Here is a 20,460-nt window from a genome sequence, read left to right as displayed (position 1 = left end):
ATGCGCCACCATGCCAGGGCATATGACGGCGCGCCGGTGAACTCCTGGTTACTTTCGCCCCAAACCGGGGTACTCCTCGCAGCCCCGTGCGGACGGGGCGGAGGTGACGCGGGCGTCCGGGCGTCAGCTGCCGTAACGGCGGCCGCGTGCCGCGTAGTCGCGCAGGGCGCGCAGGAAGTCGACCTTGCGGAAGGCCGGCCAGAAGACGTCGCAGAAGTAGTACTCGGAGTGTGCCGTCTGCCAGAGCATGAACCCGGAGAGCCGCTGCTCCCCGCTCGTGCGGATCACCAGGTCGGGGTCGGGCTGGGCGCCGGTGTAGAGGTGGCGGCCGATCAGGTCGACGGTGACGGAGTCGGCGAGGTCCTCCAGCGAGGTGCCCCGGTCCTGGGCGTCGAGGAGCATCGAGCGCACGGCGTCGGCGATCTCCTGGCGGCCGCCGTAGCCGATGGCGACGTTGACCAGTATCCCGTCGACGTGGGCGGTGCCCTCCTCGGCCTCCTTCAGCGCGGTCTGGACGTGCGCGGGGAGGATGTCGGCGGTGCCGACGTGGTGGACGCGCCAGCGGCCGTCCGCGGCGAGGGTGCGGACGACGTCCTCGATGATGCCGAGCAGGGGGACGAGTTCCTCCTGGGGGCGGTCGAGGTTGTCCGTCGACAGCAGCCAGAGGGTGACGACCTTGACGTCCGTCTCGGTGCACCAGCCGAGGAACTCCTCGATCTTCTCGGCACCGGCGCGGTGGCCGTGTTCGGTGGTGGAACCCGAGGCCTTCGCCCAGCGCCGGTTGCCGTCCATGATGACGCCGATGTGCTGGGGCACCTGAGCGTGGTCCAGGTGACCTTCCACCCGGCGTGCGTACAGCCTGACCAGAAGGCCGCGCAGCTTGTCGCGCAGGTTCACTTTGTTGTCAGCCCCTCTGTACGGTGCGGTCCCCCGACGACGGCGAAGCCTACCCCTGCGGGGCCTGGGCCGTGAGCACGGGCCGGGGTTGCGGGCGGGGCGGGTGGCCCGGGGCGGGCGGGGTGCGTTGTCCGCGGCCGGCGGGGTGCGTCGGCGTGGGCCGGCCGGTTGCGCGGTCCGGGGCGGGCCGGGCGCGTCGGCCCGGGCCGGCCGGTTGCGTGGCGCGGGGCACAAAAAACGGGCCGGTCCGTGGGGGGGGGGGAGACGGACCGGCCCGAGGGGGGGTTTCCACCATAACCCTTCGTAAGTGATGCTGCGTGCATCGGCGCGCGACAACTACTCTCCGCAGTCGTCCGGCGACGCCGCGGTGGCCGCCCAAAGCATGGTTCATGGGTGATTCATGGCCGGAACGCAACGGAATCCCAGGGAGCGAGGCCGCCCACCCAGAGAAGCGGAGGTTTTGGCGCGACTTGGGCGACGGTCGGCCAGTTGGCCACCCGTCCCCCTGACGGGCTACCCGGGCCGCGAACGCCGACTTGACGCGGACGCCACCGCGCAGCCCCCTCCGCCGCGCGGTGACGTCCACGCAGCTTTGCTCACGCGAATTGCCTCGGCATGAACTTACGTGAGGCCGACACCGCTTGCGAACCGCCCGCGATAACGATGTGGAAACTCCGTGAAGACAGCGGGCGTTCTGGGAGGGAGTGGCCGGTAATACCCTTTTGACTGCCGTGGCCTGGGTCACACACCGGGGGCCGAAGAGGACAGGATCCGACCTCTTCGCGCTCTAGCGTCGGCGCCATGACCTTGAGGATCAGTTGGCGAGAAGCCTCCGCGCGCCGTCTGCGACGGCAGTTCCTGGCCAATCCGCTCGGGACCGGCTCCCGGCGGCCCGCGGAGACCGTCGCGGCCATGCTCGGGGCGCACGCGCAGGTGCCGTCCGCCGCGGAACTGTCGGTCGGGGTGCGCACCGAGGGGGTCACCCGGGCGGACGTACGGACCGCGCTGTGGGAGGACCGGTCGCTGGTGCGCACGCACGGCCCGCGCGGCACGGTGCATCTGCTGCCCGCCGCCGAACTCCCCCTGTGGAGCGCGGCACTGACCGCGGTCCCGGCCGGCCCGAGCCCCTTCCCGCCGGGCGTCCGGCTGACCGACGAGCAGGCGGCACAGGTGGTGGCGGCGATCGGGGAAGCACTGGACGGGGCGCAGCTGACGGTGGAGGAGCTGGGCGAGGAGGTCGTGGCGCGCACCGGGCCCTGGGCCGGGGACCTGGTGATGCCCGCCTTCCAGGACCTGTGGCCGCGCTGGCGGCAGGTCCTGCACCGGGCGGGCCAGTCGGGCGCCCTGTGCTTCGCCCCGAACCGCGGCCGCAAGGTGACGTACACCCGCCCGCCGCACTTCGGCCCCCTCGCCCCCGAGGAGGCTCTGCGGCGTCTCGTCCTGCGCTACCTCGCCGCCTACGGTCCGGCGACACCGCGGCACTTCGCCAAGTGGCTGGCGGCCCCCGGCGGCTGGGCCGCGGACCTCTTCGCGCGGCTGGCGGCCGACGGGGAGGTGGAGGACGTGCTGTTCGAGGGCGCCCCGGCATGGGTGGCGGCGGGCGACACCGACTTCCCCGAGCCGGCGGCGGACGTCCGGGGCGTCCACCTGCTCCCCTACTTCGACGCGTACGCCATCGCCGCCCAGCCGCGCGAGCTGCTGTTCCCCGGGGCCGCGTGGCAGCGGGCGCTGGCGGGCGGCCAGGCCGGTAATTACCCCGTGCTGCTGGTCGACGGCGTGGTGGCGGGCGTCTGGCACCAGCGGCGCCGGGGCCGCCGTACGACGGTCACGGTGGAGCCGCTGGGCCGGCTGACGGCACGCCGGACCCGGGAGCTGGAAGCGCGGGCCGAGCGGGTCGGCGAGGTGCTGGAGGCGGCGGCGGAACTCGTCATCGGCGAGGTGACGACCGGCCCGCACGCGTGAGCCGCGCTCACCCCACGGGCTTGCGCGCCTCGATCAGATGGCGGCTGCTGTGGGCGACGAACGGGCCCTCGGCCCCGATCCGCTCGTGCAGCTCCCTCAGCCGGGGCAGCTGGTCCGACACCGTGAAGCCCGGCACCATCCAGATCACCTTGCGCAGGAAATGCACGACGGCGGCGATGTCGTGGAACTCCACCCGCAGGCGCTCCGCCCGCAGATCGACGACCTCGAGACCCGCCGCCCGTGCGTCCGCGCACTCCCGCTCGGGGTCCCGGGCACCGCTCACCTCCGCCGGCTGCGGCCCCAGGAACCACTCCACCAGCTCGAAGACGCTCCTCGGCCCCACATGCTGCGCGAAGTACGTCCCGCCCGGCTCCAGCACCCGCGCGATCTCCCCCCACAGGGGCCGCACCGGATGCCGGCTGGAGACAAGGTCGAAGCTCGCGTCCGCGAACGGCAGCGGGGCGTCCTCGGGGGACGCGACGACGACCACACCGCGCGGCCGCAGCAGCGCCGTGGCCCCGGCGACATTCGCCGGCCACCCTTCGGTGGCGGCGACGAGCCCGGGCCCCCGGTCCACCCGCCCGAGCGCGAAGTCGAGCACTTCTCCGCCCCCGGTCTGGATGTCCAGCGCGGCCTCGGCCCGACCCAGCCGCTCCCCCAACGCCACCGCGAACCCCCACGAGGGCCGCGCCTCACCGGCTCGCCCCTCGAACCACGAGAAGTCCCATCCCTCGGTGGGAACGGCGACACCTTCGGCGAGAAGGTCCTCGAACGTGGGCTTCTGGTCGCGGCCGGGGTCTGTCATGGGGCGATGGTGACAGACGGGAAAGGAGGGGTGCCGGTGATTTTCCGCCCGCCCAGCGGTGGGGCGGCCCTCGATCAGCCCCGCACCGCGTACCGCAGCAGCACCACACCGTTCCCGAAGGTGCGGGACTCGATGAGCCGGAGCGGGGTCAGCGCGTCGGTGTCGGGGAAGAGGGGCTTGCCCCGGCCGATCAGTACGGGATGGACGCAGAGATGGATCTCGTCCACGAGGCCGTGCCCGAGGAACACGGCGGCGAGGTCGGCGCCGCCGAGGCCGAGGTCACCGGCGCCGGGGCGGTTCTTGAGGGCCTCGACCTCCTCGGGGACGACCTCCCGGACGATCGTCGTGTTCCAGTCGGCGCTCTGAAGCGTCCGTGAGTACACGTACTTCGGCATGTCCCGCCAGATGGCGGCGAAGTCGGCTTCGATGGCGGAGGCGTCCGGATCGGCGTCGGCCGTGGGCCAGTAGGCGGCCATCAGCTCGTGGGTGACGCGCCCGCCGAGCAGAGCGCCCATCTGCCGGATCGTGTCGTTGAAGTACTGGTGCAGCTCCTCGTCGACCACGTGCCAGGAGATGTCCCGGTCCGGGCCCTCGATGTACCCGTCCAGGGACACCGACATCATCAGGACGATCTTCCGCATACGACGCTCACCTCTTCACCCCGGCTCGCTACCGTGCAGAGGGTAGCGACGCGGCAAAGGAGAGAGGGCGTATGGCGCGCTGGCGGGACGGACGGGGAGAACTGGTCGTCGGCGGGGAGCACGGCCTCCGGGTCCCCCTGGAGATCGCGACCTCCTACCGGGCCCGCACCAAGGGGCTGCTCGGGCGCGACTCCGTCGAGGGGGCCCTGCTGCTGTCCCCCGCCAACAGCATCCACACCTTCCGCATGCGCCTGCCGATCGACGTCGCCTACCTCGACCACCGCCTGACCGTGATCGCGGTACTCACCATGCCCCCGAACCGCCTGGGCCTGCCCCGCCCGCGATCCCGGCACGTGCTGGAGGCGGAGGCGGGCGTGATGGAGGGGTGGGGGGTTCGGGTGGGGGTGCGGGTGGGGGTGCGGGTGGAGAGCGTGCCGGAGGAACGCTGACAGGGTCGACCGATAGCGTGTTCAGCACATCGCAGAGCGGCCGCACCGTTCACAACTCCTGGACGGGGAAGCGGCGCAGAGCGCACACGGGGAGGTTCCACGCATGGCGTGGGAGGAATGGGAACGGGCGAAGGCCCAGGTGGCCGATCAGCCTGCCACACGGATGCAGCTCAACCAGTACCCGGCCGATCAGGGAGGCGACGGCACGCAGGGAGACCTGGTGGCGTCGCAGAAGGACCTCCAGGCGGTCGGCACGGCGGCCCACGATCTGTTCGAGGACTTCACCACCTACAGCGGGCACGCGCGCGTGGCATCCGAGGCGGCCGCCGGCGGACTCAAGGGCGAGGGATTCGCCCTCGGCGGCGCGCTGGAACATGTGACGGAACGTTGGAGCGAGCAGACCAGGACCCTGTTGGACGCGTGCGCCCACATCTCCAACCACCTGCGGTTCACCAAGAACCAGCACGCCGCCGACGACTCCTACATCGCCGGGGCGGTCAGCAGCATCGCCACGCTGGACGAGGGCTTCGACGACCGGAAGGGCCACTGACGCCGATGGACCTCGACGCGCTGCGGCACGGCGACTTCTCCAAACTCGGTGAGGCGGTCACCGACTGGGAGCAGATGACGAAGAAGCTCGCGGATCTGAAGAAGGATGCCGAGGACAACCTCAAGGCCAAGGCGGACAAGGCCAAGTGGGCGGGGGTCAACGCCACCGTCACCCGCGAGTTCATCGCCAAGACCGCCGCCGAGTTCACCGACGCGCACACCCAGGCCGACTCCGTCACCAAGATCCTCAGTGACACGCGCGGTGAACTCGTCGGGTACCGGACCCAGTTGAACGACGCCATCACCCGAGGCGCGCAACAGAACCTCACGGTGATCGACACCGGCGAGGGCACGTTCACCGTCACCGGGAACACCCGGCCCGACTGGGCGTCCGACCCCGGCGGCAAGACGGGCGCGACGGACCAGAAGGCCGTCGAGGCCCTCCGCGACGAGATCCAGGGCATCCTGAGCAAGGCGACGGAGAGCGACAAGAGCGCCGCGAAAGTGCTGCAACTGCTCGTCGACCAGGCGAAGTACGGTTTCGCGGACGCCTCCTACGCGGACCGGGACTCCGCGGCCGCGGCGGTCGCCGCCGCGGAGAAGCTGGCGAGGATGGCCAAGAACCCGGCCGACATGTCCCTCGACGACATCGCCGAATTCAACCGGACGATGGGGACGTACAGCGGCGATTCTCTCTTCGCGGAACAGTTCGCGACGCGCCTGGGGCCCAAGGGGACCCTCCAGTTCTGGACCGACATGACCTCCGCCCACGCCGGCGCCAGGAACTCCGAACTGGAGACGATGAAGAGCCTCCAGAAGAACCTGAGCCTGAGCCTGGCCACGGCGTCCCTCTCGGACTCCGACGCCATGCGGGACTGGAAGAACGACCTCGTCGCCGAACGCAACACGAACTTCCGCGCCACCGGATCGATGAACCCCGTCGGCGCCCTGGGCTCCCAGGTCATCAGCAGCCTGATGCGCCAGGGGCAGTACGACACGGAGTTCCTCGACGACTACCGTAAACAGGTCTTCAAGGCGGACAAGGGCGCCGGCGAATCGAACACCGACGCCCTGTGGGTGAAGGGCTACGACGCCCTCGACCTCGTCTTCGGCGAAGGCAACGGCCGGGACCCGCTGGAAGGACTCTTCGAGGGGCTGTCGCACAATCCCGAGGCGGCTACCCACGCGTTCGAGTCCAAGTCGGACCTGGACCACATGCTGGCCACCACCCCTTACACGGACCGGGGAGAGCCCCTCGGCCGTGCCTTGGAGGCCGCGGTCACCGGGCTCGCCAACGGCGACACCAGCTCTGTGGCTCCGCCGCACAGCACGACTCAGGTTCAGATCATGGCGAACGTCATGGAGGCGGTTGCACAGCCCCACGGTGGCGCTGATCTCGTGGGCAAGGGCCTGGGAGACAGCTTCGGGAACATGGCGGCCTCCTACATGCCGGAGATCAGCCAAGCACTGAACGGCCCTCATTCCGGCGCGGTCTTCCTTACGAACAGCGAAAACCCGAACGGGTTCGAAAAATCGGTTCCTGAAATCGCGAGATTCATTTCCGCAGTGTCCACGGACCCTGCCGGACGAGCCGGAATCGTATTCGGGGAAAGCATCTACACTGCCGGCCTCACAGAGACACATTTGTCGAACCCGTCCCTGTTCGACGGATCCCCCGAGCAGGTCCTCAAGGATATCGGCAGGAACGCGGGCCTCATCGAGGGCCTCGTAGCTCATTCCGTAGCCGACAACGAAGTCCAAGGTGCCGTCAAGGGCGAGACCGAGTACAACAATGCCATGAAGGCGAAGGGAGATTACGCCAAGACCTGGATCTCGGTCGGCATGACCTTCATCGAGGTTCCCGCGACATATGGCGGGGCCGCCATGGGGGGTGTGATCGGAGGCGGGCTCGCGACCATCGGTGGCGCGGCAGTCGACCACATCATGGGCCCACAGGCGAGCGGGGCGCGCGACGAAGCCCTCTACCAGTCCGCGCACAGCTACTACGACACACGCAACTCGGTGACCGAGCAGACGGTGTGGTCGGTGGAGGAAGCCATCAACCGGAACCACGTGGATCTTCCCAGAGATGGAGTGACCGACGAAGTCGGCAACTCCGTCATCGAGGGATTCGACAGCGCCAGCGAGTTCCTCTCTCGCAACAAGGAGCGCCCGAATGGATAAGGCGAACCCAAGTCAGGAGAAAGCCGCCACCTGGGCGAGCGCGAAAGGGTTCTTTGTCGGTCTGACGGTTCTCTGCGTCGCCGGTGCCGCCGTCTGGTTCGGGTACGTTCAGTTCTTCACCAAGGGACTCGATCACCTGCCCGCCAAGGTGTGTGACGGAACGGTCGAGCGAGACACCGTGAAGCAGGTCCTGCCGTCGGCACGATCGGCGGAGGAAGGGTCCAAACGCCAGAGCTCGGGGGAAGACCTCACGTTCTATTGCCATGTCGACACCAGCGGCGACGCTTCACTCTGGGGCGAGGCCCGGATCCGCCCCCTCTCCCGAGCCGACTGGCTCGAGAGTTATCAGGAGAGCGGCGACGGCAGTCGGCTCAGCCGCGCCTCCGTCGACGGCATCGAAGCGCTGGCGCGGTCCGACGACAAGTACGCGGCCGTGTACGTGCCCTGCGTGCCGCGCTCGGTCGATTCCGCCGACGCCTCCGAGGACTACGGGGTCGTGACCAGGGTGTACGCGGAAGGAGACACCGAGGCGACCGGTGAGGCGCTCGAACAGAGACTGACCGACATCGCGTACCGGCTGTCCGAGCACACCTACGAGCTGGCCGAATGCCAGAACTCCCTCGCCTTCCCGGAGGAGTTGCCGCGTTACGAGAACGGCTGATGCCGGACGCGGTGTGCGGGGGATGCCCCGGCGCGCTGTGGCGATCCGCGGTCATGTGGCCAATTTCTCGTGCCACAAGCAGAGTTGAGACCTCCGCCGCCCCTCCTGCCTCCCGTACCGTCCGTTAAAGTCCTGGCAAAGGCCGCGGCCCGCGTGTCCGGCGACCGCTTGCCCCGGTCCGCCGCACAGGTCGTGACCGTCACGGGGGCTACGGGAGGGCACCGGCATGGCGTGGGAAGAATGGGAGCGGCTCAAAGCCGACGCGGCAGGGAACGACGCGACGCGGATGCGGCTCAACCAGTTGCCCGCGGACCCCGGCGGGGGCAGCGGTGACCTGGTCGTCAACCAGGACGACCTCGGTGCCGTCGGCCACGACGCCCATCTGCTGTACGAGGAGCTGCGGGACGGGGCGGACATCGCCGGCGCCGGGGCGAACAAGGAGGGCGCCGGCTCCTCCAGCCAGGCCGCGAGCGCGCTGAAGTCGCACGGCTTCACCTGCGGCGGCGCTCTCGAGACGACGGTCGAGATCTGGACGTCACAGCTCAAGACGGTCCTCCAGGCCTGCGCCCACATCTCCGACCACCTGGACTTCACCAAGAAGCTGCACGCGAACGAGGACGCCAAGATCGGGGCCGTGATCCTCGACAGCGGTGGCGCCGCCCTGCCCGTGTCCGAGATCAGCAAGTACTTCAAGTAGGAGCAGCCCGGTGGCCCTCACGTACACGGACCTCCTCGAGGTCGATCTCGGCAAGCTCGGCACCGCGGTCTCCGACTGGAAGAAGAGCGTGGACGCGCTCAGGACCGCCGCGGACAACGCGGCCAAGGGCATGCGGGCCAAGTCGGACGCGGCCCGGTGGGCCGGTGCGAACGCCTCGGTGACCCGGGAGTTCGTCACGAAGACGACCAAGGAGATAGCCGACCTGCACGCCGAGGCCGACAGCATCCACAAGGTGCTCCTCGACGGCCACACGGAGCTGGTCGCGCTCCAGAAGAACATCAGGACCGCGGTCCAGCAGGACGCCCCGAACCTCGGCATTCGTGTCGAGGACATCGGCGAGGGCAAGGTCCGCTGCTTCTTCCCGCATGTCCGGGGCGACACGGACGAACGCACCCAGGACCAGCTCGACGCCAGACAGGAGCTGGAGGACCGCATCAACCGGACGGTCGCGCACGCCTCCGAGATCGACGCCTCCCTGGCCCGTGCGCTGGCCAAGAGCCACGGCGGCGACAAGCACAACGCCGGTCACCGGTCGTACGAGTCCCTGGACGACGCCCAGGCCGAGCGGGCGGCCGAACTGGCCAAGCTGGGCCCGGAGATGAACGACAAGCAGTACATGGAGCTCAACTCCATCCTGCGGTTCAACGCCCGGGACGCGGACTTCTCCACGGACTTCTACCAGTCGCTCGGCGGCCCGAAGGAGACACTGGAGTTCTACGGCCGCATGTCCCTGGACGGCACGGTGGGCGACAACAAGGAACGGCTCGCCCTCAGCCGCCAGCTCCAGCGGAACATGGGCCTCGCCCTGGCCTCGGCCACCGACCCCGACAACAAGTCCCACCTGCCGGCGAGCTGGTCGTCGGAGTTCCGCAAACTGGGCACCCAGCCCATCCAGCTGGAACCCGGGTCGCCCAACTCCCCCTACGGCTACCAGGTGCTCGGCGGCCTCCTGCGCTACGGCAACTACGACGCGCGGTTCATCAACCCGATCGCCGAGCACGTCGTCCAGCTGCACAACAAGGACCCGTACCGGTTCATGAACAACAAGCCCATGCTCGGCGGGGCCGATCTCGACTACGGCTTCAACCCGTCCGGCAAGACCGGCGCCGGCTACGACCCGCTGACCAGCGTCCTGGAGGGGCTCGGACACAGCCCCGAGGCCGCGAAGAGGTTCTTCACCGACCCGCCGACGGCGTACAACGAGGACGGCACCGTCGACAAGGACGGCACGGTCGGCTTCGACTCGTACTTCGACGAGCTGAACAAGAAGGACTTCACGTGGGCCCCGGACAGCCTGGTCCACCCGGGCAGCGACGAGGCGAAGCACGTCCGCGACATGGGCCCCGACGCCTTGGGCCACGCCCTGGAGTCGGCGACGACCGGCGCGGCGTGGGACGCGGATCCGCCGGTGCTGCACCGGGACGAGGAGTCGTGGAAGATCATGGACCAGGTGATCGACCGCTACAACGCCACCTCGGCGGACGGCCCGCACGAGGCCATCAAGGACAGTCTCGCCCGCATGGGCGCGGCGTACATCGACGATCTCAACTACTCGACCTACAACTTCGGCGGCTCCGGCGACGCCCTGGGGCGTGGCGAGATCTTCGGAGCCGCCGGCGACGGACGCGAACACCGGGACTTCGGTGAGACGGCCGCCAGGAACTTCATGATGCTCGTCGGTCGTGACGAAGACGGCTACCAGACCCTGTCGGCCGCCCAGCAGGTCTACACGGCCAGCGGTCTGACGGCGCACGAGGACGACAAGGGATCCGGCCTGGCCTTCGCGCACAACGCCTCCAAGGTCCACGGCATTCTCGACGCGACACGCGAACTCGAGATCCGCACGGAGTTCAAGGACGACGAGGACGCGAGGAATCTGGAGCTCGAAAAGCAGGGCGAGTGGCGCAAGTTCGGTGTGAGCAGCTCGGTCGCGGCGGTGGTGGGAGTGGGTTCGGTCGTGGTCCTCGGCCCCGCGGCCGGAGTGGTGGCCGCCACCGCGGTTCCGCTGCTCATGGAGACCGCCGGCGAGTCGGCCAACACGGCCTACGGCAACCACACCTTGCAGTACCTGAAGGACAACGAGTACAACAACGACCCCGAGGCCCTCGCGGCCACGCAGACCGTACGGGAGATCGGCGAGCGGGGCGCCTGGGTGCCCGTGCAGAACTACGGCCAGACCGTCGGTATGAGCCAGGACGACATGCGTGAACTCCAGCCGCTCATCGCGGGCTCCTACTATGACGGGCGGGCGCTGGTGGGAGACCTGGAGAAGGTGGGCTGAGGATGCGCGGGACGATCAGCTGGACGGCCTGGGGCGGGGCACTGGCGGCGCTCGCCCTGCTGACGGGATGTTCCGACGAGGAACCCTCCCTGAGTGAGAGCTCACCGGTTCAGTGGAAGGCGTGCGACACCCTGTTCGGCGCCGAGAACATGACGTCGCTGCGCGACGCGCTCGGCACGGACGGGCTGCGGTTCACGAACACGGCCCTCTCCGCGAACGACCTGCGGGACCGGCTGACCGAAGAGGTGGTCGAGTGGACCCCGACCGCGAAGTACTACTCACTTCAGGAGTACGCGCCGTGCAGCTTCGCGGGCAGCACCCGGTTCTCCACGACGGTGGAATGGGCCAAGGACGCACTCACGACGGTCCGGTCGTCCTCGTCGCCCTGGCGCCACTCGGGCGGTGACGTCTACGTGGACGACCTTTCGGGCGCCGGCAGCCTGCAAACCGACGTGATCTTTCCCTGCCGGGTCAGTGGGGCCGTGAGCGCTCAGCAGGAGCGCATACCCCTCGAGATCAGAGTGGAGGTGGGGGCGGGCAAGGTGTCGTCCGCCCTGCACGAGCGGCTGGTCGTCGGCTTGGCCCGGTCGCTGAGCGACGAGTTGAAGTGCGCCAACAAACCGAACATCCCGGACGATCTGAAGCTCGACCACTGACCCGGACGGCCGCCCCTCCGCACCCGGGCATCAGCCGGCCGTCCTCGGGAACGTGACCTCCACCCGGCGGTTCTTCTTGCGGCCCTCCTCCGTGGAGTTGTCGGAGATGGGGTACTGCTCGCCGTAGCCGCGTACCTCGAAGGTGATGTTCGGGTTGTTGAGGTCGCCGGCGAGTTCGGCCTGTACGGCGTCGGCGCGCTGTTTCGACAGGACGTCGCCGTGGGCGGAGGAGCCGAGGTTGTCGGTGAAGCCGAAGACGCGGACCAGGGTCGTGTTCTGCTTCTTGATCTCGTCGGCGATCACGGCGATGCGGGCCTTCGCCTCGGTGCCGAGTTTCGCGCTGTCCTTGCCGAACAGGACCTCCGCCTGGAGGGCGAACGTCACGTCCGCGTTCGTGTCCTCGCGGCGTTCTTCGCCGGCCTGGTCCTCCACGACCTGCTTGATGTCCAGCACCTTCGGCTCGGCCAGCGTCCCGCCCTCGGGGAGCTTGAGGTCCGGGTCGTTGGGGTCGACCTCCACCGGCGCGGTGGCCGTGGGTTCGGTGCCCGGGGGCACGCTCGGCGTGCCATCGTCGGCCCGGGCCGCGGGGGCCGTCCCGGCGAACACGAGGGTGGCCGTGGCCACCGCCAGAGCGAGACGTGGGGTCATGACCGTCCTCACCCGGAGATCTTGATGACCGCGCTGGGGAACAGCGGGAGCGAGAACGTGACGTCCGTGGAACTCGCCGGCGGGGCCGGGAACTGGAGGAAGACGTCGATCGATTCGCCGGCCTTCAGCGTGGAGAACCCGGTCGTCGTCAGCGGGCGGCCCTCCGTGTCGCGCAGGACGTAGTAGCGCTTCTTGCTCTTCGAGTCGACGAGGGTGGCTCCGCCGAGGGACCGGCCGTTGTTCATGATCTCGGTCTCGTTGCCGCTCAGCACGGACGGGATCGTGGCCATCTCTCCGCTGTCGTTCTTCAGAGAGCCATTCACGGTGACGAAACCGCCGGTGTCCCGCACAGCCGTGGTGATTTGGAGGAGCAGCCCGCTCGGGCCCTTCAGTTCGGCAATCGGCGCCTCGGACTGGTTTTCCTGCGTACTCGGCTGCGATCCGCTCTCCTTGGACGTGGACGACGAGCTACGGGGTTTCTTGTCGTCGTCGCCACCACCTCCACCGCAAGCAGCCGTGCCGAGGGCCAGCCCGGCCACGACCGCCAGCGCGACCATCCCCCTGCGGGCTTTCGCGGTGAACCGCATGCTCATCACTCTGCTTCCTTCTCCACTCGTCGTTCGCTCGTCAGCCGGTGGCCAGGTGGACGTCGAAGAGGTCCTCGGGTCCGGGCAGATCGGTGAGGTCGTCCGGGTCCAGCTCCCAGTCCCGGTCCTCGCAGGTGAGCCTCGGAAGCTGTAGCTCGTCCTCGGCGTCGTCCCCGGGTTCCTCGGCGTCGTCCCCCGTGTCCTCGTCCGGGAGCTCGAACGTGCACAGCGGCTCGATCACGGCCGTGGCGGAGGCATGCGCCCGTCTGTCCGCGGTGCCGGGCACGACGGACGTTCCGACGGTCTTGTTCGTCTGGACCGTGACGTCGTACGCCAGGAGGCCGTCCGGGACACAGGCAACGTTGCCGGCGTCGTTCATCGCCGCGAGCTGGTCCGCGCGCCAGCACGCGTTGTTTCCTCCGACGCCGTCGAAGATGTCCTGCCACCCTGCCGGGTCGAGCACGTCCAGCGCCCACAGATCGGCCAGCTCGTCCCTGGTCTCCTGTGCCGCCGCCAGTGCCGCCGCGTCGGCCGCCGTCTGGGCGCCGTTGCGGTTCACCGCCGCCTGGCCGACCGCGAAGTACGCGAACGCGAGAAAGAGCAGGCCCGCCACCACCGTGATGTAGATGGGGAAGGCCTGCCCTGAGTCGCCGTACGCGCGAGGTCGGATCAGGGAGCCACCTTGCCGATCTGAGTGGTGAGCTTGTCCACGATCGTCTGTCCCAGATTCGTATTCGCGATCAACACCACGATCGCCACCACCACCGCGATGATCCCCAGATACTCCACCGCCGTCTGCCCCTTGTCGTCGGCCGAGGCCGAGCGGCGGCGTACCGCGGCGACCGTCGTGTCGGTCCAGCCGCTCACCCGGACCTTGGCCGCGACGGCGGTCTTCAGCAGCAGGTCGCTCATGGTGTTCCTCCCGGTCTGAGGCATTGGCTCGAGGACCGTAAGGGGGCGTGGGTGTCGTGGGCGAGGGTCCCAGGGCCCAATTGCGGGCCCAGCGGGGGGCGCGGCGGGGGGTCATGATGTCACCGCCGTGCCCAGCCACTTGGCCGCGGCCTCGGAGCGGCTGGTGCTGTGGAGCTTGGCGAAGATGCGGTTGATGTGGTTCTTGACCGTCTTCTCGCTGATGAAGCAGGCGGCGGCGATCTGCTGGTTGGTCATGCCGGAGGCGATGAGGTCCATGATCTCCGCCTCCCTCGCGCTGAGTCGGAACCTCTCCCTGTCCGAGAGTCTCGACGTTGAATGTCCCACAGTCGGTTGCAGTTGCGAAAGCGATTTCGTGGAAGTCAGGGAAAATAGGGGTATTGGGTCCAGTTGAGCATGTGCAGTCGCATCGCTTCGGATCTGGGCCAGCGCCGCCGTCGCCGCCGTCGGGCTGAAGTGGGCCCTTCCCCGCACACTGTCCCGTACGGCGGACAGCAGCTCGTCCACGGTGAACTCGCCGTGTACCAGATAGCCGCCGGCCCCGCGCCGCAGCGCCTCCTGGACGATCTCCGACTCGTGGCTGTAGGTGAGCATCACGACGGGGGCGATCCGCGCGAGGTGGGGCAGGGCCGCGAGGCCGTCCACGCCGGGCATGCGGACGTCGAGGAGGACCACGTCGGGGCGGTGGCGGACGGCGGCCTCGTAGGCCTCTCGGCCGTCGGCGGCCTCCGCCACGACAGCGATGTCCTCCCGTCCGGAGAGGAGGGCGGTCAGGCCCGCCCGCACCACCGGGTTGTCGTCGGCCACGACCACGCGGACGGGCGTGCAGCGGGGTGGGGACGGGAACACGTCCTGCGGTGCTCGGTCCGGGTTCGGCATCGGCGCCTCCTCTCGTCCAGTCGTCGACAGCGCTGTGTGGAGCATCGGTTCAGGCCGGCGGAGCCGTCAGCCCCGCCAGTGGCAGTTCCAGCCGTACCTCGGTCCCCCGCGCGTCGCCGCCGCTGCCGATGCGGATCCGGGCGCCCACGCAGGCCGCCCGTTCCACCATGCCGACGAGGCCGAAGTGGCCGGTGCGGCGCAGCTGTTCGAGGGTGGTGCCGGGCGGGAGGCCGCGGCCGTCGTCGTGCACGCTGAGGGTGAGCAGCTCGCCGTGGACGCCGGCACTGACCTCGACACGGGTCGGGGCCGCGTGCCGGTGGGCGTTCTCCATGGCTTCCGCGGTGATGGTGAGGAGCTGGCGGGCCACGGTCGGCGGGACGGGGAGCGTCGTACGGTCGCCGGTGGGGCGGTAGGTGACCGGCAGGCCGGTGCGGTCGGCGAAGTCGCTTGTGCGGGCGGCGAGTTCGGGCAGGACGTCCACTCCCTGGGCCGGGTCGGGCTCGCGGCGCAGGTCGGTGAGGAGTTCGCGGGACTCGGCGGCTGCCCGGCGGGCGGAGCGGGCGACCAGTTCGGCGTGCCGGCGGACCATCACCGGGTCCAGCTCGGCCGCGCGGGCCAGGGCCTCGGCGGTGAGCGCCACGCCGTGCAGGGTCTTGGCGACGGAGTCGTGCATCTCGCGGGCGAGCCGGGCACGTTCGGCGGCGAGCGCCTCGGTGACGGCGAGGCGGGCCCGGACGGCGGTCAGCGCCTGGGTGGCCTCGCCGAAGCGGAGCATCAGGCCGCGCAGGGTCGAGCCCACCGCGCCGGTGATGACGCAGAGGCCGGGCAGCAGCAGTTTCTCGGCGAGGCCCACGTCCGGGCCCCGCTCCAGGGTCGCGTGGACCAGGAGCAGGATCAGCGACTCCAGGGAGGCGAAGCAGGCCGCGCCGCGCCAGCCGTAGACGATGCCGGCCAGCAGCGGGGTGCAGACGCTGACGTAGGCGAGGGTGGTGTCCGGGCCGGCGGAGATCAGGAGCAGGGTGCCGAAGACGGTGTCCGCGGCCAGCAGGGCGGGGTGGCGCAGCAGGAGGGGGCCGAAGCGTTCCCAGTCGCGGAAGAGGACGTACGAGCCCATGAAGGTGACGACCACGGCCGCGCCGACCAGACGGACGCCCAGGCCGGGTGAGGCGTTGAGGAGGGCGGCGGGGGCGGCCACGGCGATCATGGCGAGGCGGAAGCCGAAGACCTGCCGGCACATCGCCTGGAGGGCGTTGACCTGGAGGGAGAGCGAGGCCTCGCCCTTGGTCCCGGTCTCGCCCCCGACAGATCCCCCGTCCCCGGACTCACCCGCGCCGTACGCCGTCATGACCCTCATCGCCCCGCCTACTCCCCCGTGATCGAGCTGAAGTCCGTGCCGGAGCCGAGCAGCATCCCCGCGCCGAGGAGGAGCATCGTCGCCGGGACCATGAACGTGGTGATCATCAGGGTGGCCTTGGGGACCGCGCGGGCCGCCTTGCGGCGGGCGTTCTGCGCGTCCGTGCGGCGCATGTCCTTGGCGATCGAAACCAGGGTGTCGACGATCGGGGCGCCGAGCTCCTCGCCCTGCTGGAGGGCGGTGACGAACATGGCGACCTGTTCGGAGTCGTTGCGGCGGCGCAGTTCCTCGAAGGCCTCGCGGCGGCTGACGCCGAGGTCCATCTGGCGCAGGGTGATGCGGATCTCGTCGGCCCAGGGGCCCTCGTACTTGGACGCCACCCGGTCCAGGGCCTGGCGGAAGCCGAGGCCCGCGCTCACGACCACGGCGAGGACGTCGAGGAAGTCGGGCAGGGTACGTTCGATGGCGTCCTTGCGGACCCGGATCGCAGACCAGATGCCGACCTCGGACCAGAACGCGGCGAAGGCGAGCATGAGCAGCGCCACGAAGAAGCTGCCCTGGAGGAAGGCGGCCAGGGCGCCGAGGCCGCCGATCGCGCCGTAGACCGCGCGGCGGGCGGCGTAGCGGTCTATGGTCAGGCCGCCCGGGTTGCCCGCGAGGTCGATCCTGCGGCGGTAGCGGGCGACCTGCTTGGGGCCCATCAGGCGCAGGACGCCGGGTGCGTAGCGCATGCCCAGGCGGTCGACGAGGGAGCCCACCGCGCCGGTGCGGGTCGCGCCGACCTCCAGGGCGAGTGCCAGGTCGCCGGGGAGTTTCGCGTCGGCCCGGTACATCCGGATCCCGGCGAAGACGCCCCAGACGCTGAGGCCCATCACGAGTGCGAGCAGCAGTTCCATGGTTCTGAGCCTCCGTTCAGACGTCGATGCTCGACATACGGCGGATGAGGACGAAGCCGACGGCGTAGAGCGCGAAGGCGACGATGACGCAGGCCTGGCCGACCGGTGAGCCGGTCATCCGGTCGAGGGTGCCGTCCGAGACGCTGTCCATGAGGAACAGCGCGCCCACGCCCAGCACCGGCACGGCGTACGAGGTCAGGTTGACCTGGGACAGCTGGGTGCGGACCTCGCGCCGGGTCTCCTTGCGTTCCTCCAGAGTCTCGGTGAGGTTGCGCAGGGCGCCGACGACCTGGCCGCCGGCGCGGTTCGAGAGGACCAGGGTGGTGACGAGGACGACCAGTTCGCGGGAGGGGAGCCGGTCGGCGAGTTCGCCCAGCGCGTCGTCCATGGAGTGGCCGACGGCCAACTGGTTGGCGACCTTGGAGAGTTCCTCGCCGGCCGGGGCCTCCAGTTCCTCCGCCGCCATGCCGATCGCGGTGCGCAGGGCGAGTCCGGCGTGGGTGGCGTTGGCCAGGATGCGGGCGAGTTCGGGGAGTTGGTTGATGAACCGCTCGATGCGCTTCTGGCGCTGCCAGTTGAGGAACTGCAGGGCCGCCCAGATGCCCAGCAGGCCGGCCAGCGGGCCGAAGAAGGGCGCCAGCACCGCCTGGCCGACCAGCCACAGGCCGGCCACCGTCGCCAGCATGTACACGAGGAACTCGCCGGGTGTGACGTCCAGGCCGGTCGCCGCCAGCTTCAGTTCCAGTTTCCGGCCGGTCCGGGTGCGGCGCAGCCGCCGGTCCAGGTCGCGGAAGCGGCGCCGGCGGCCGGTCGGGGGCGCCTGGCCGGTGTACGACAGCCGCTCCACGAGCGCGGCCCGCTGGGCGCGGCCCTTGGCGTACAGGTGCACGCCCGCGACGGCCAGGGCGCAGGTCAGCAGGGCCGCACCGGTGGTGAGGGTGATGAGGTCGTCGAGGTCCATGGCTGCTACCGGGCTTCCCTGGTCGTCAGTTCGTGTGCCGTGTGTGCCACTCCGAAGGCCGGCGGGATCGGCTGGCTCGCCATGTAGAGGCGGTCGGCGGTGCGGCGCGGCAGGGGGAAGTACTCGAAGGCGCCGTGGATCCTGCCGTCGGGGGTCATCGGCCGGGCGTTGAACCGGGCGATCGTGGCCAGCCGGTACGGCTCCCCGCCGTGGCTGTCGAGCAGGGCGATCTCGGTGATCCGGCGGGCGCCGTCGGCGAACCGGGTGAGCTGGACGATCACGTCGACCGCGCTGTTGATCTGGTCGTGCAGCGCGACGAACGGGATCTCGACGTCCGACATGGACGCCAGCGTCTGGAGCCGCATCAGGGCGTCCTCCGCGCTGTTGGCGTGGACGGTGGCCAGGGAGCCGTCGTGGCCGGTGGACATCGCCTGGAGCATGTCGAGGGACTCGCCGCCGCGGACCTCGCCGACCACGATCCGGTCGGGGCGCATCCGCAGGGAGTTGCGGACCAGGTCGCGGATGGTGATGCGGCCGTTGCCCTCGACGTTCGGGGGGCGGGACTCCAGGCGGATGACGTGCGACTGCTGGAGCTGGAGTTCCGCCGAGTCCTCGATGGTGATGATCCGCTCGCCTTCCGGGATCAGCCCGGAGAGCGCGTTGAGCAGGGTCGTCTTCCCGGTGCCGGTCGCGCCGGAGACGATCACGTTGAACTTCGCCTGCACCAGGCCGGCCAGCAGGTACAGCATGGGCTCGTCCAGCGAGCCGAAGCCGATCAGCTCGTGCAGGGTGAAGGAGCGCGGGAAGCGGCGGATGGTGAGGGTGGGGCCGGTCAGGGCGAGCGGGGGGATGATCACGTTGACGCGTTCGCCGGACGGCAGCCGGGCGTCGACCATCGGGTTGGTCTCGTCGACCCGGCGGTTGACGGTCGAGACGATCCGTTCGATGGTCTGCATCAGCTGGTCGTTGGAGGCGAAGCGGATCGGCAGCTGCTCGACCCGGCCCGCCCGTTCGACGAAGATCGCGTCCGGGCCGTTCACCATGATCTCGGTGATGGAGGCGTCCTCGAGGAGCGGCTCCAGGATGCCGAGCCCCAGCGCCTCGTCGACCACCCGGCGGATCAGCTGGGAGCGCTCCGCGGTCGACAGCACCGGGCCCTCGCGGCTGATGATGTGCCCGAGCACCCGCTCCAGGCGCGCCCGGCGCTCGGCGGCCGCCAGCGAGCTCATCTCGGCGAGGTCGATCTCCTCCAGCAGCTTGGCCCGGTAGGAGGAGACCAGGTGGCCGTCCTCGCCGCGACCGCCCTGCTCCTCGGGTGAGGTGATGCGGGCCCGCAGACTCATCTCCGGTTCCTCCTCATGGACGTCGGTGGTCGACCGGCATGGTGGCCGTCTTGCGGGCGGTGCCGAAGTCCCCGATGCCGGGGATGACGGACGGGATACGGACACTGGAGGTGACCCGGACCTCGTCGCCCAGGAACGCCGGGGCGCAGCTCGCGTCCAGCCAGCTGCTGACCGCCCGCGCGCAGTCCCCGTTCGCGTCCCCGTCGAGGGACGCGCTGCGGGCCCCGGCGCGGGCCGCGGTGCCCGCCTGCTGGGCGGCGTACGCGATCACGCCGAGCTGTACGGCGGCCAGGGCGAGCAGCAGCAGGAGGGGCAGGAAGCCCAGGTACTCCAGGGCCACCTGGCCCCGGTCGCGGGCCCGGTCGGGTCGGTTCCGTCCGTGGGGCATCTCAGTCGCCGTCCTCTTCCTCCACGGCGCCGGCGTGGCCGTGCACCGTGAACGGGAAGTCGATGGTGCCCGGGAAGAGCACGGGCACCCGCAGGGAGACGTCGGCGGTCACCAGGCCGCCTCCGGTGGTGCACTGCACGGTGGCGTTCCCCCTCCACGCGTCCCCCAGGTTCCTCAGGCCGGCCTCCTGGCAGGCCCCCTGCCGCTCCCCCGGCGGCGCGGCCGTTCCCGCCCGCACCGCCTCGTCCGCAGCATGCCCCGCGAGCGTGAACGTGTACCCCACGAGCACGAACTGCCACACCAGCGCCAGGGTTACGATGATCAGCGGGGTCATGCCGAGGAATTCGACGGTGACTTGGCCCCGGTCCGGGGCGTGATGGCCGGCGGGGTCAGGTATGCGGCGTCCGGGCAGGGTCCGCGCCCGGCGTCCGGTCAGGTCCCGCACACCACGCCCGGCGAGGCCGGGTACACGGCCTCCGATCAGGCCCCGCACCCGGCCTCCGGCCAGGCCCCGGGAACGACGCCCGACGGGGTCCCGTACCGGGCGCCCGACCATGCCCCGCGCACCACGCCCGGCCGATTCCCGTACCCGGCGCCCGGCAAGGCCCCGCGCCCGGCGTCCCGCCGGGCCCCGTACCGCCCGCCGGGCGAGGTCCCGCCCGCGGCGCCCG

Annotated in this window: 22 protein-coding genes; 8 read left to right on the top strand and 14 right to left on the bottom strand. The window is 70.2% G+C overall.

All coding sequences use genetic code 11. From position 1 onward, the window contains the following. Nucleotides 1-123: 123 nt before the first annotated feature. The gene (locus IE275_RS04875; protein ID WP_189707899.1) at nucleotides 124-897 is read right to left on the bottom strand and encodes an isoprenyl transferase; all 774 of its coding nucleotides are present in this window, start codon (nucleotides 895-897) and stop codon (nucleotides 124-126) included. An 801-nt stretch (nucleotides 898-1,698) separates the two neighbouring features. Between IE275_RS04875 and IE275_RS04870 the strand changes: the two genes are divergently transcribed. Continuing rightward, a complete protein-coding gene (locus IE275_RS04870) occupies nucleotides 1,699-2,859 on the top strand; it encodes a winged helix DNA-binding domain-containing protein (protein WP_189707897.1) in 1,161 nt (386 codons plus the stop codon). 7 nt (nucleotides 2,860-2,866) lie between these two features. Here the strand turns inward: IE275_RS04870 and IE275_RS04865 are convergent, their stop codons facing one another. After that, entirely contained in the window at nucleotides 2,867-3,664 is a 798-nt protein-coding gene (locus IE275_RS04865; protein WP_189707894.1) for a class I SAM-dependent methyltransferase, read from the bottom strand. A 74-nt stretch (nucleotides 3,665-3,738) separates the two neighbouring features. Beyond that, nucleotides 3,739-4,305, bottom strand: coding sequence for a dihydrofolate reductase family protein (locus IE275_RS04860; RefSeq protein WP_189707892.1), 567 nt, complete (start codon nucleotides 4,303-4,305; stop codon nucleotides 3,739-3,741). Between the two features lie 71 nt (nucleotides 4,306-4,376). On the opposite strand from IE275_RS04860, the gene IE275_RS04855 reads away from it, so the two are divergent. The 7 genes from IE275_RS04855 to IE275_RS04825 all read left to right on the top strand — a co-directional run bounded on the left by IE275_RS04855 (nucleotide 4,377) and on the right by IE275_RS04825 (nucleotide 11,803). Further along, nucleotides 4,377-4,754, top strand: coding sequence for a DUF192 domain-containing protein (locus IE275_RS04855; protein WP_189707890.1), 378 nt, complete (start codon nucleotides 4,377-4,379; stop codon nucleotides 4,752-4,754). Between the two features lie 103 nt (nucleotides 4,755-4,857). After that, nucleotides 4,858-5,304, top strand: coding sequence for a hypothetical protein (locus tag IE275_RS04850; protein ID WP_189707888.1), 447 nt, complete (start codon nucleotides 4,858-4,860; stop codon nucleotides 5,302-5,304). Between the two features lie 5 nt (nucleotides 5,305-5,309). Next, a complete protein-coding gene (locus IE275_RS04845) occupies nucleotides 5,310-7,487 on the top strand; it encodes a hypothetical protein (protein ID WP_189707886.1) in 2,178 nt (725 codons plus the stop codon). Then, nucleotides 7,480-8,148: a hypothetical protein gene (locus IE275_RS04840; protein WP_189707884.1), complete on the top strand. Its 669-nt coding sequence runs from the start codon at nucleotides 7,480-7,482 to the stop codon at nucleotides 8,146-8,148. Before IE275_RS04845 ends, IE275_RS04840 begins: the two co-directional genes overlap by 8 nt. 226 nt (nucleotides 8,149-8,374) lie before the next feature. After that, complete coding sequence (locus IE275_RS04835; RefSeq protein WP_189707882.1) at nucleotides 8,375-8,845, top strand: hypothetical protein; 471 nt, start codon at nucleotides 8,375-8,377, stop codon at nucleotides 8,843-8,845. 10 nt (nucleotides 8,846-8,855) lie between these two features. After that, nucleotides 8,856-11,147, top strand: a complete 2,292-nt coding sequence (locus tag IE275_RS04830) for a hypothetical protein (protein WP_189707880.1) — start codon at nucleotides 8,856-8,858, stop codon at nucleotides 11,145-11,147. 2 nt (nucleotides 11,148-11,149) lie between these two features. Continuing rightward, nucleotides 11,150-11,803 (top strand): hypothetical protein, encoded by a 654-nt coding sequence (locus tag IE275_RS04825; RefSeq protein ID WP_189707878.1) that lies wholly within the window; start codon nucleotides 11,150-11,152, stop codon nucleotides 11,801-11,803. A 30-nt stretch (nucleotides 11,804-11,833) separates the two neighbouring features. Here the strand turns inward: IE275_RS04825 and IE275_RS04820 are convergent, their stop codons facing one another. The 11 genes from IE275_RS04820 to IE275_RS04770 all read right to left on the bottom strand — a co-directional run bounded on the left by IE275_RS04820 (nucleotide 11,834) and on the right by IE275_RS04770 (nucleotide 20,123). Beyond that, entirely contained in the window at nucleotides 11,834-12,451 is a 618-nt protein-coding gene (locus IE275_RS04820) for an OmpA family protein (protein ID WP_189707876.1), read from the bottom strand. Between the two features lie 8 nt (nucleotides 12,452-12,459). Further along, nucleotides 12,460-13,044, bottom strand: coding sequence for a hypothetical protein (locus tag IE275_RS04815; protein WP_189707874.1), 585 nt, complete (start codon nucleotides 13,042-13,044; stop codon nucleotides 12,460-12,462). 34 nt (nucleotides 13,045-13,078) lie between these two features. Continuing rightward, complete coding sequence (locus tag IE275_RS04810; protein ID WP_373299179.1) at nucleotides 13,079-13,711, bottom strand: pilus assembly protein TadG-related protein; 633 nt, start codon at nucleotides 13,709-13,711, stop codon at nucleotides 13,079-13,081. Beyond that, complete coding sequence (locus IE275_RS04805) at nucleotides 13,708-13,950, bottom strand: Flp family type IVb pilin (protein WP_189707872.1); 243 nt, start codon at nucleotides 13,948-13,950, stop codon at nucleotides 13,708-13,710. The genes IE275_RS04810 and IE275_RS04805 overlap by 4 nt, the downstream gene beginning before the upstream one ends. 111 nt (nucleotides 13,951-14,061) lie before the next feature. Further along, complete coding sequence (locus tag IE275_RS04800) at nucleotides 14,062-14,847, bottom strand: response regulator (RefSeq protein ID WP_189707870.1); 786 nt, start codon at nucleotides 14,845-14,847, stop codon at nucleotides 14,062-14,064. Nucleotides 14,848-14,896: 49 nt separating this feature from the next. After that, entirely contained in the window at nucleotides 14,897-16,201 is a 1,305-nt protein-coding gene (locus IE275_RS04795; protein ID WP_308435632.1) for a sensor histidine kinase, read from the bottom strand. Nucleotides 16,202-16,209: 8 nt separating this feature from the next. Then, on the bottom strand, nucleotides 16,210-17,097 hold the full coding sequence (locus tag IE275_RS04790; protein WP_189707869.1) for a DUF5936 domain-containing protein: 888 nt from the start codon (nucleotides 17,095-17,097) through the stop codon (nucleotides 16,210-16,212). 16 nt (nucleotides 17,098-17,113) lie between these two features. Continuing rightward, nucleotides 17,114-18,058 (bottom strand): type II secretion system F family protein, encoded by a 945-nt coding sequence (locus IE275_RS04785; protein ID WP_189707866.1) that lies wholly within the window; start codon nucleotides 18,056-18,058, stop codon nucleotides 17,114-17,116. A gap of 5 nt (nucleotides 18,059-18,063) precedes the next feature. Next, nucleotides 18,064-19,401, bottom strand: a complete 1,338-nt coding sequence (locus IE275_RS04780; RefSeq protein WP_189707864.1) for a TadA family conjugal transfer-associated ATPase — start codon at nucleotides 19,399-19,401, stop codon at nucleotides 18,064-18,066. 13 nt (nucleotides 19,402-19,414) lie between these two features. After that, nucleotides 19,415-19,789: a TadE/TadG family type IV pilus assembly protein gene (locus IE275_RS04775; RefSeq protein ID WP_189707862.1), complete on the bottom strand. Its 375-nt coding sequence runs from the start codon at nucleotides 19,787-19,789 to the stop codon at nucleotides 19,415-19,417. A gap of 1 nt (nucleotide 19,790) precedes the next feature. Then, a complete protein-coding gene (locus tag IE275_RS04770; protein WP_229870101.1) occupies nucleotides 19,791-20,123 on the bottom strand; it encodes a pilus assembly protein in 333 nt (110 codons plus the stop codon). Nucleotides 20,124-20,460: the final 337 nt, after the last annotated feature.

Source organism: Streptomyces phaeofaciens (genome assembly GCF_014648915.1).
GTDB lineage: Bacteria > Actinomycetota > Actinomycetes > Streptomycetales > Streptomycetaceae > Streptomyces > Streptomyces phaeofaciens.
Note: the sequence above shows the minus strand (reverse complement) of the source record. Positions and strands in the feature narration are given on the sequence as shown.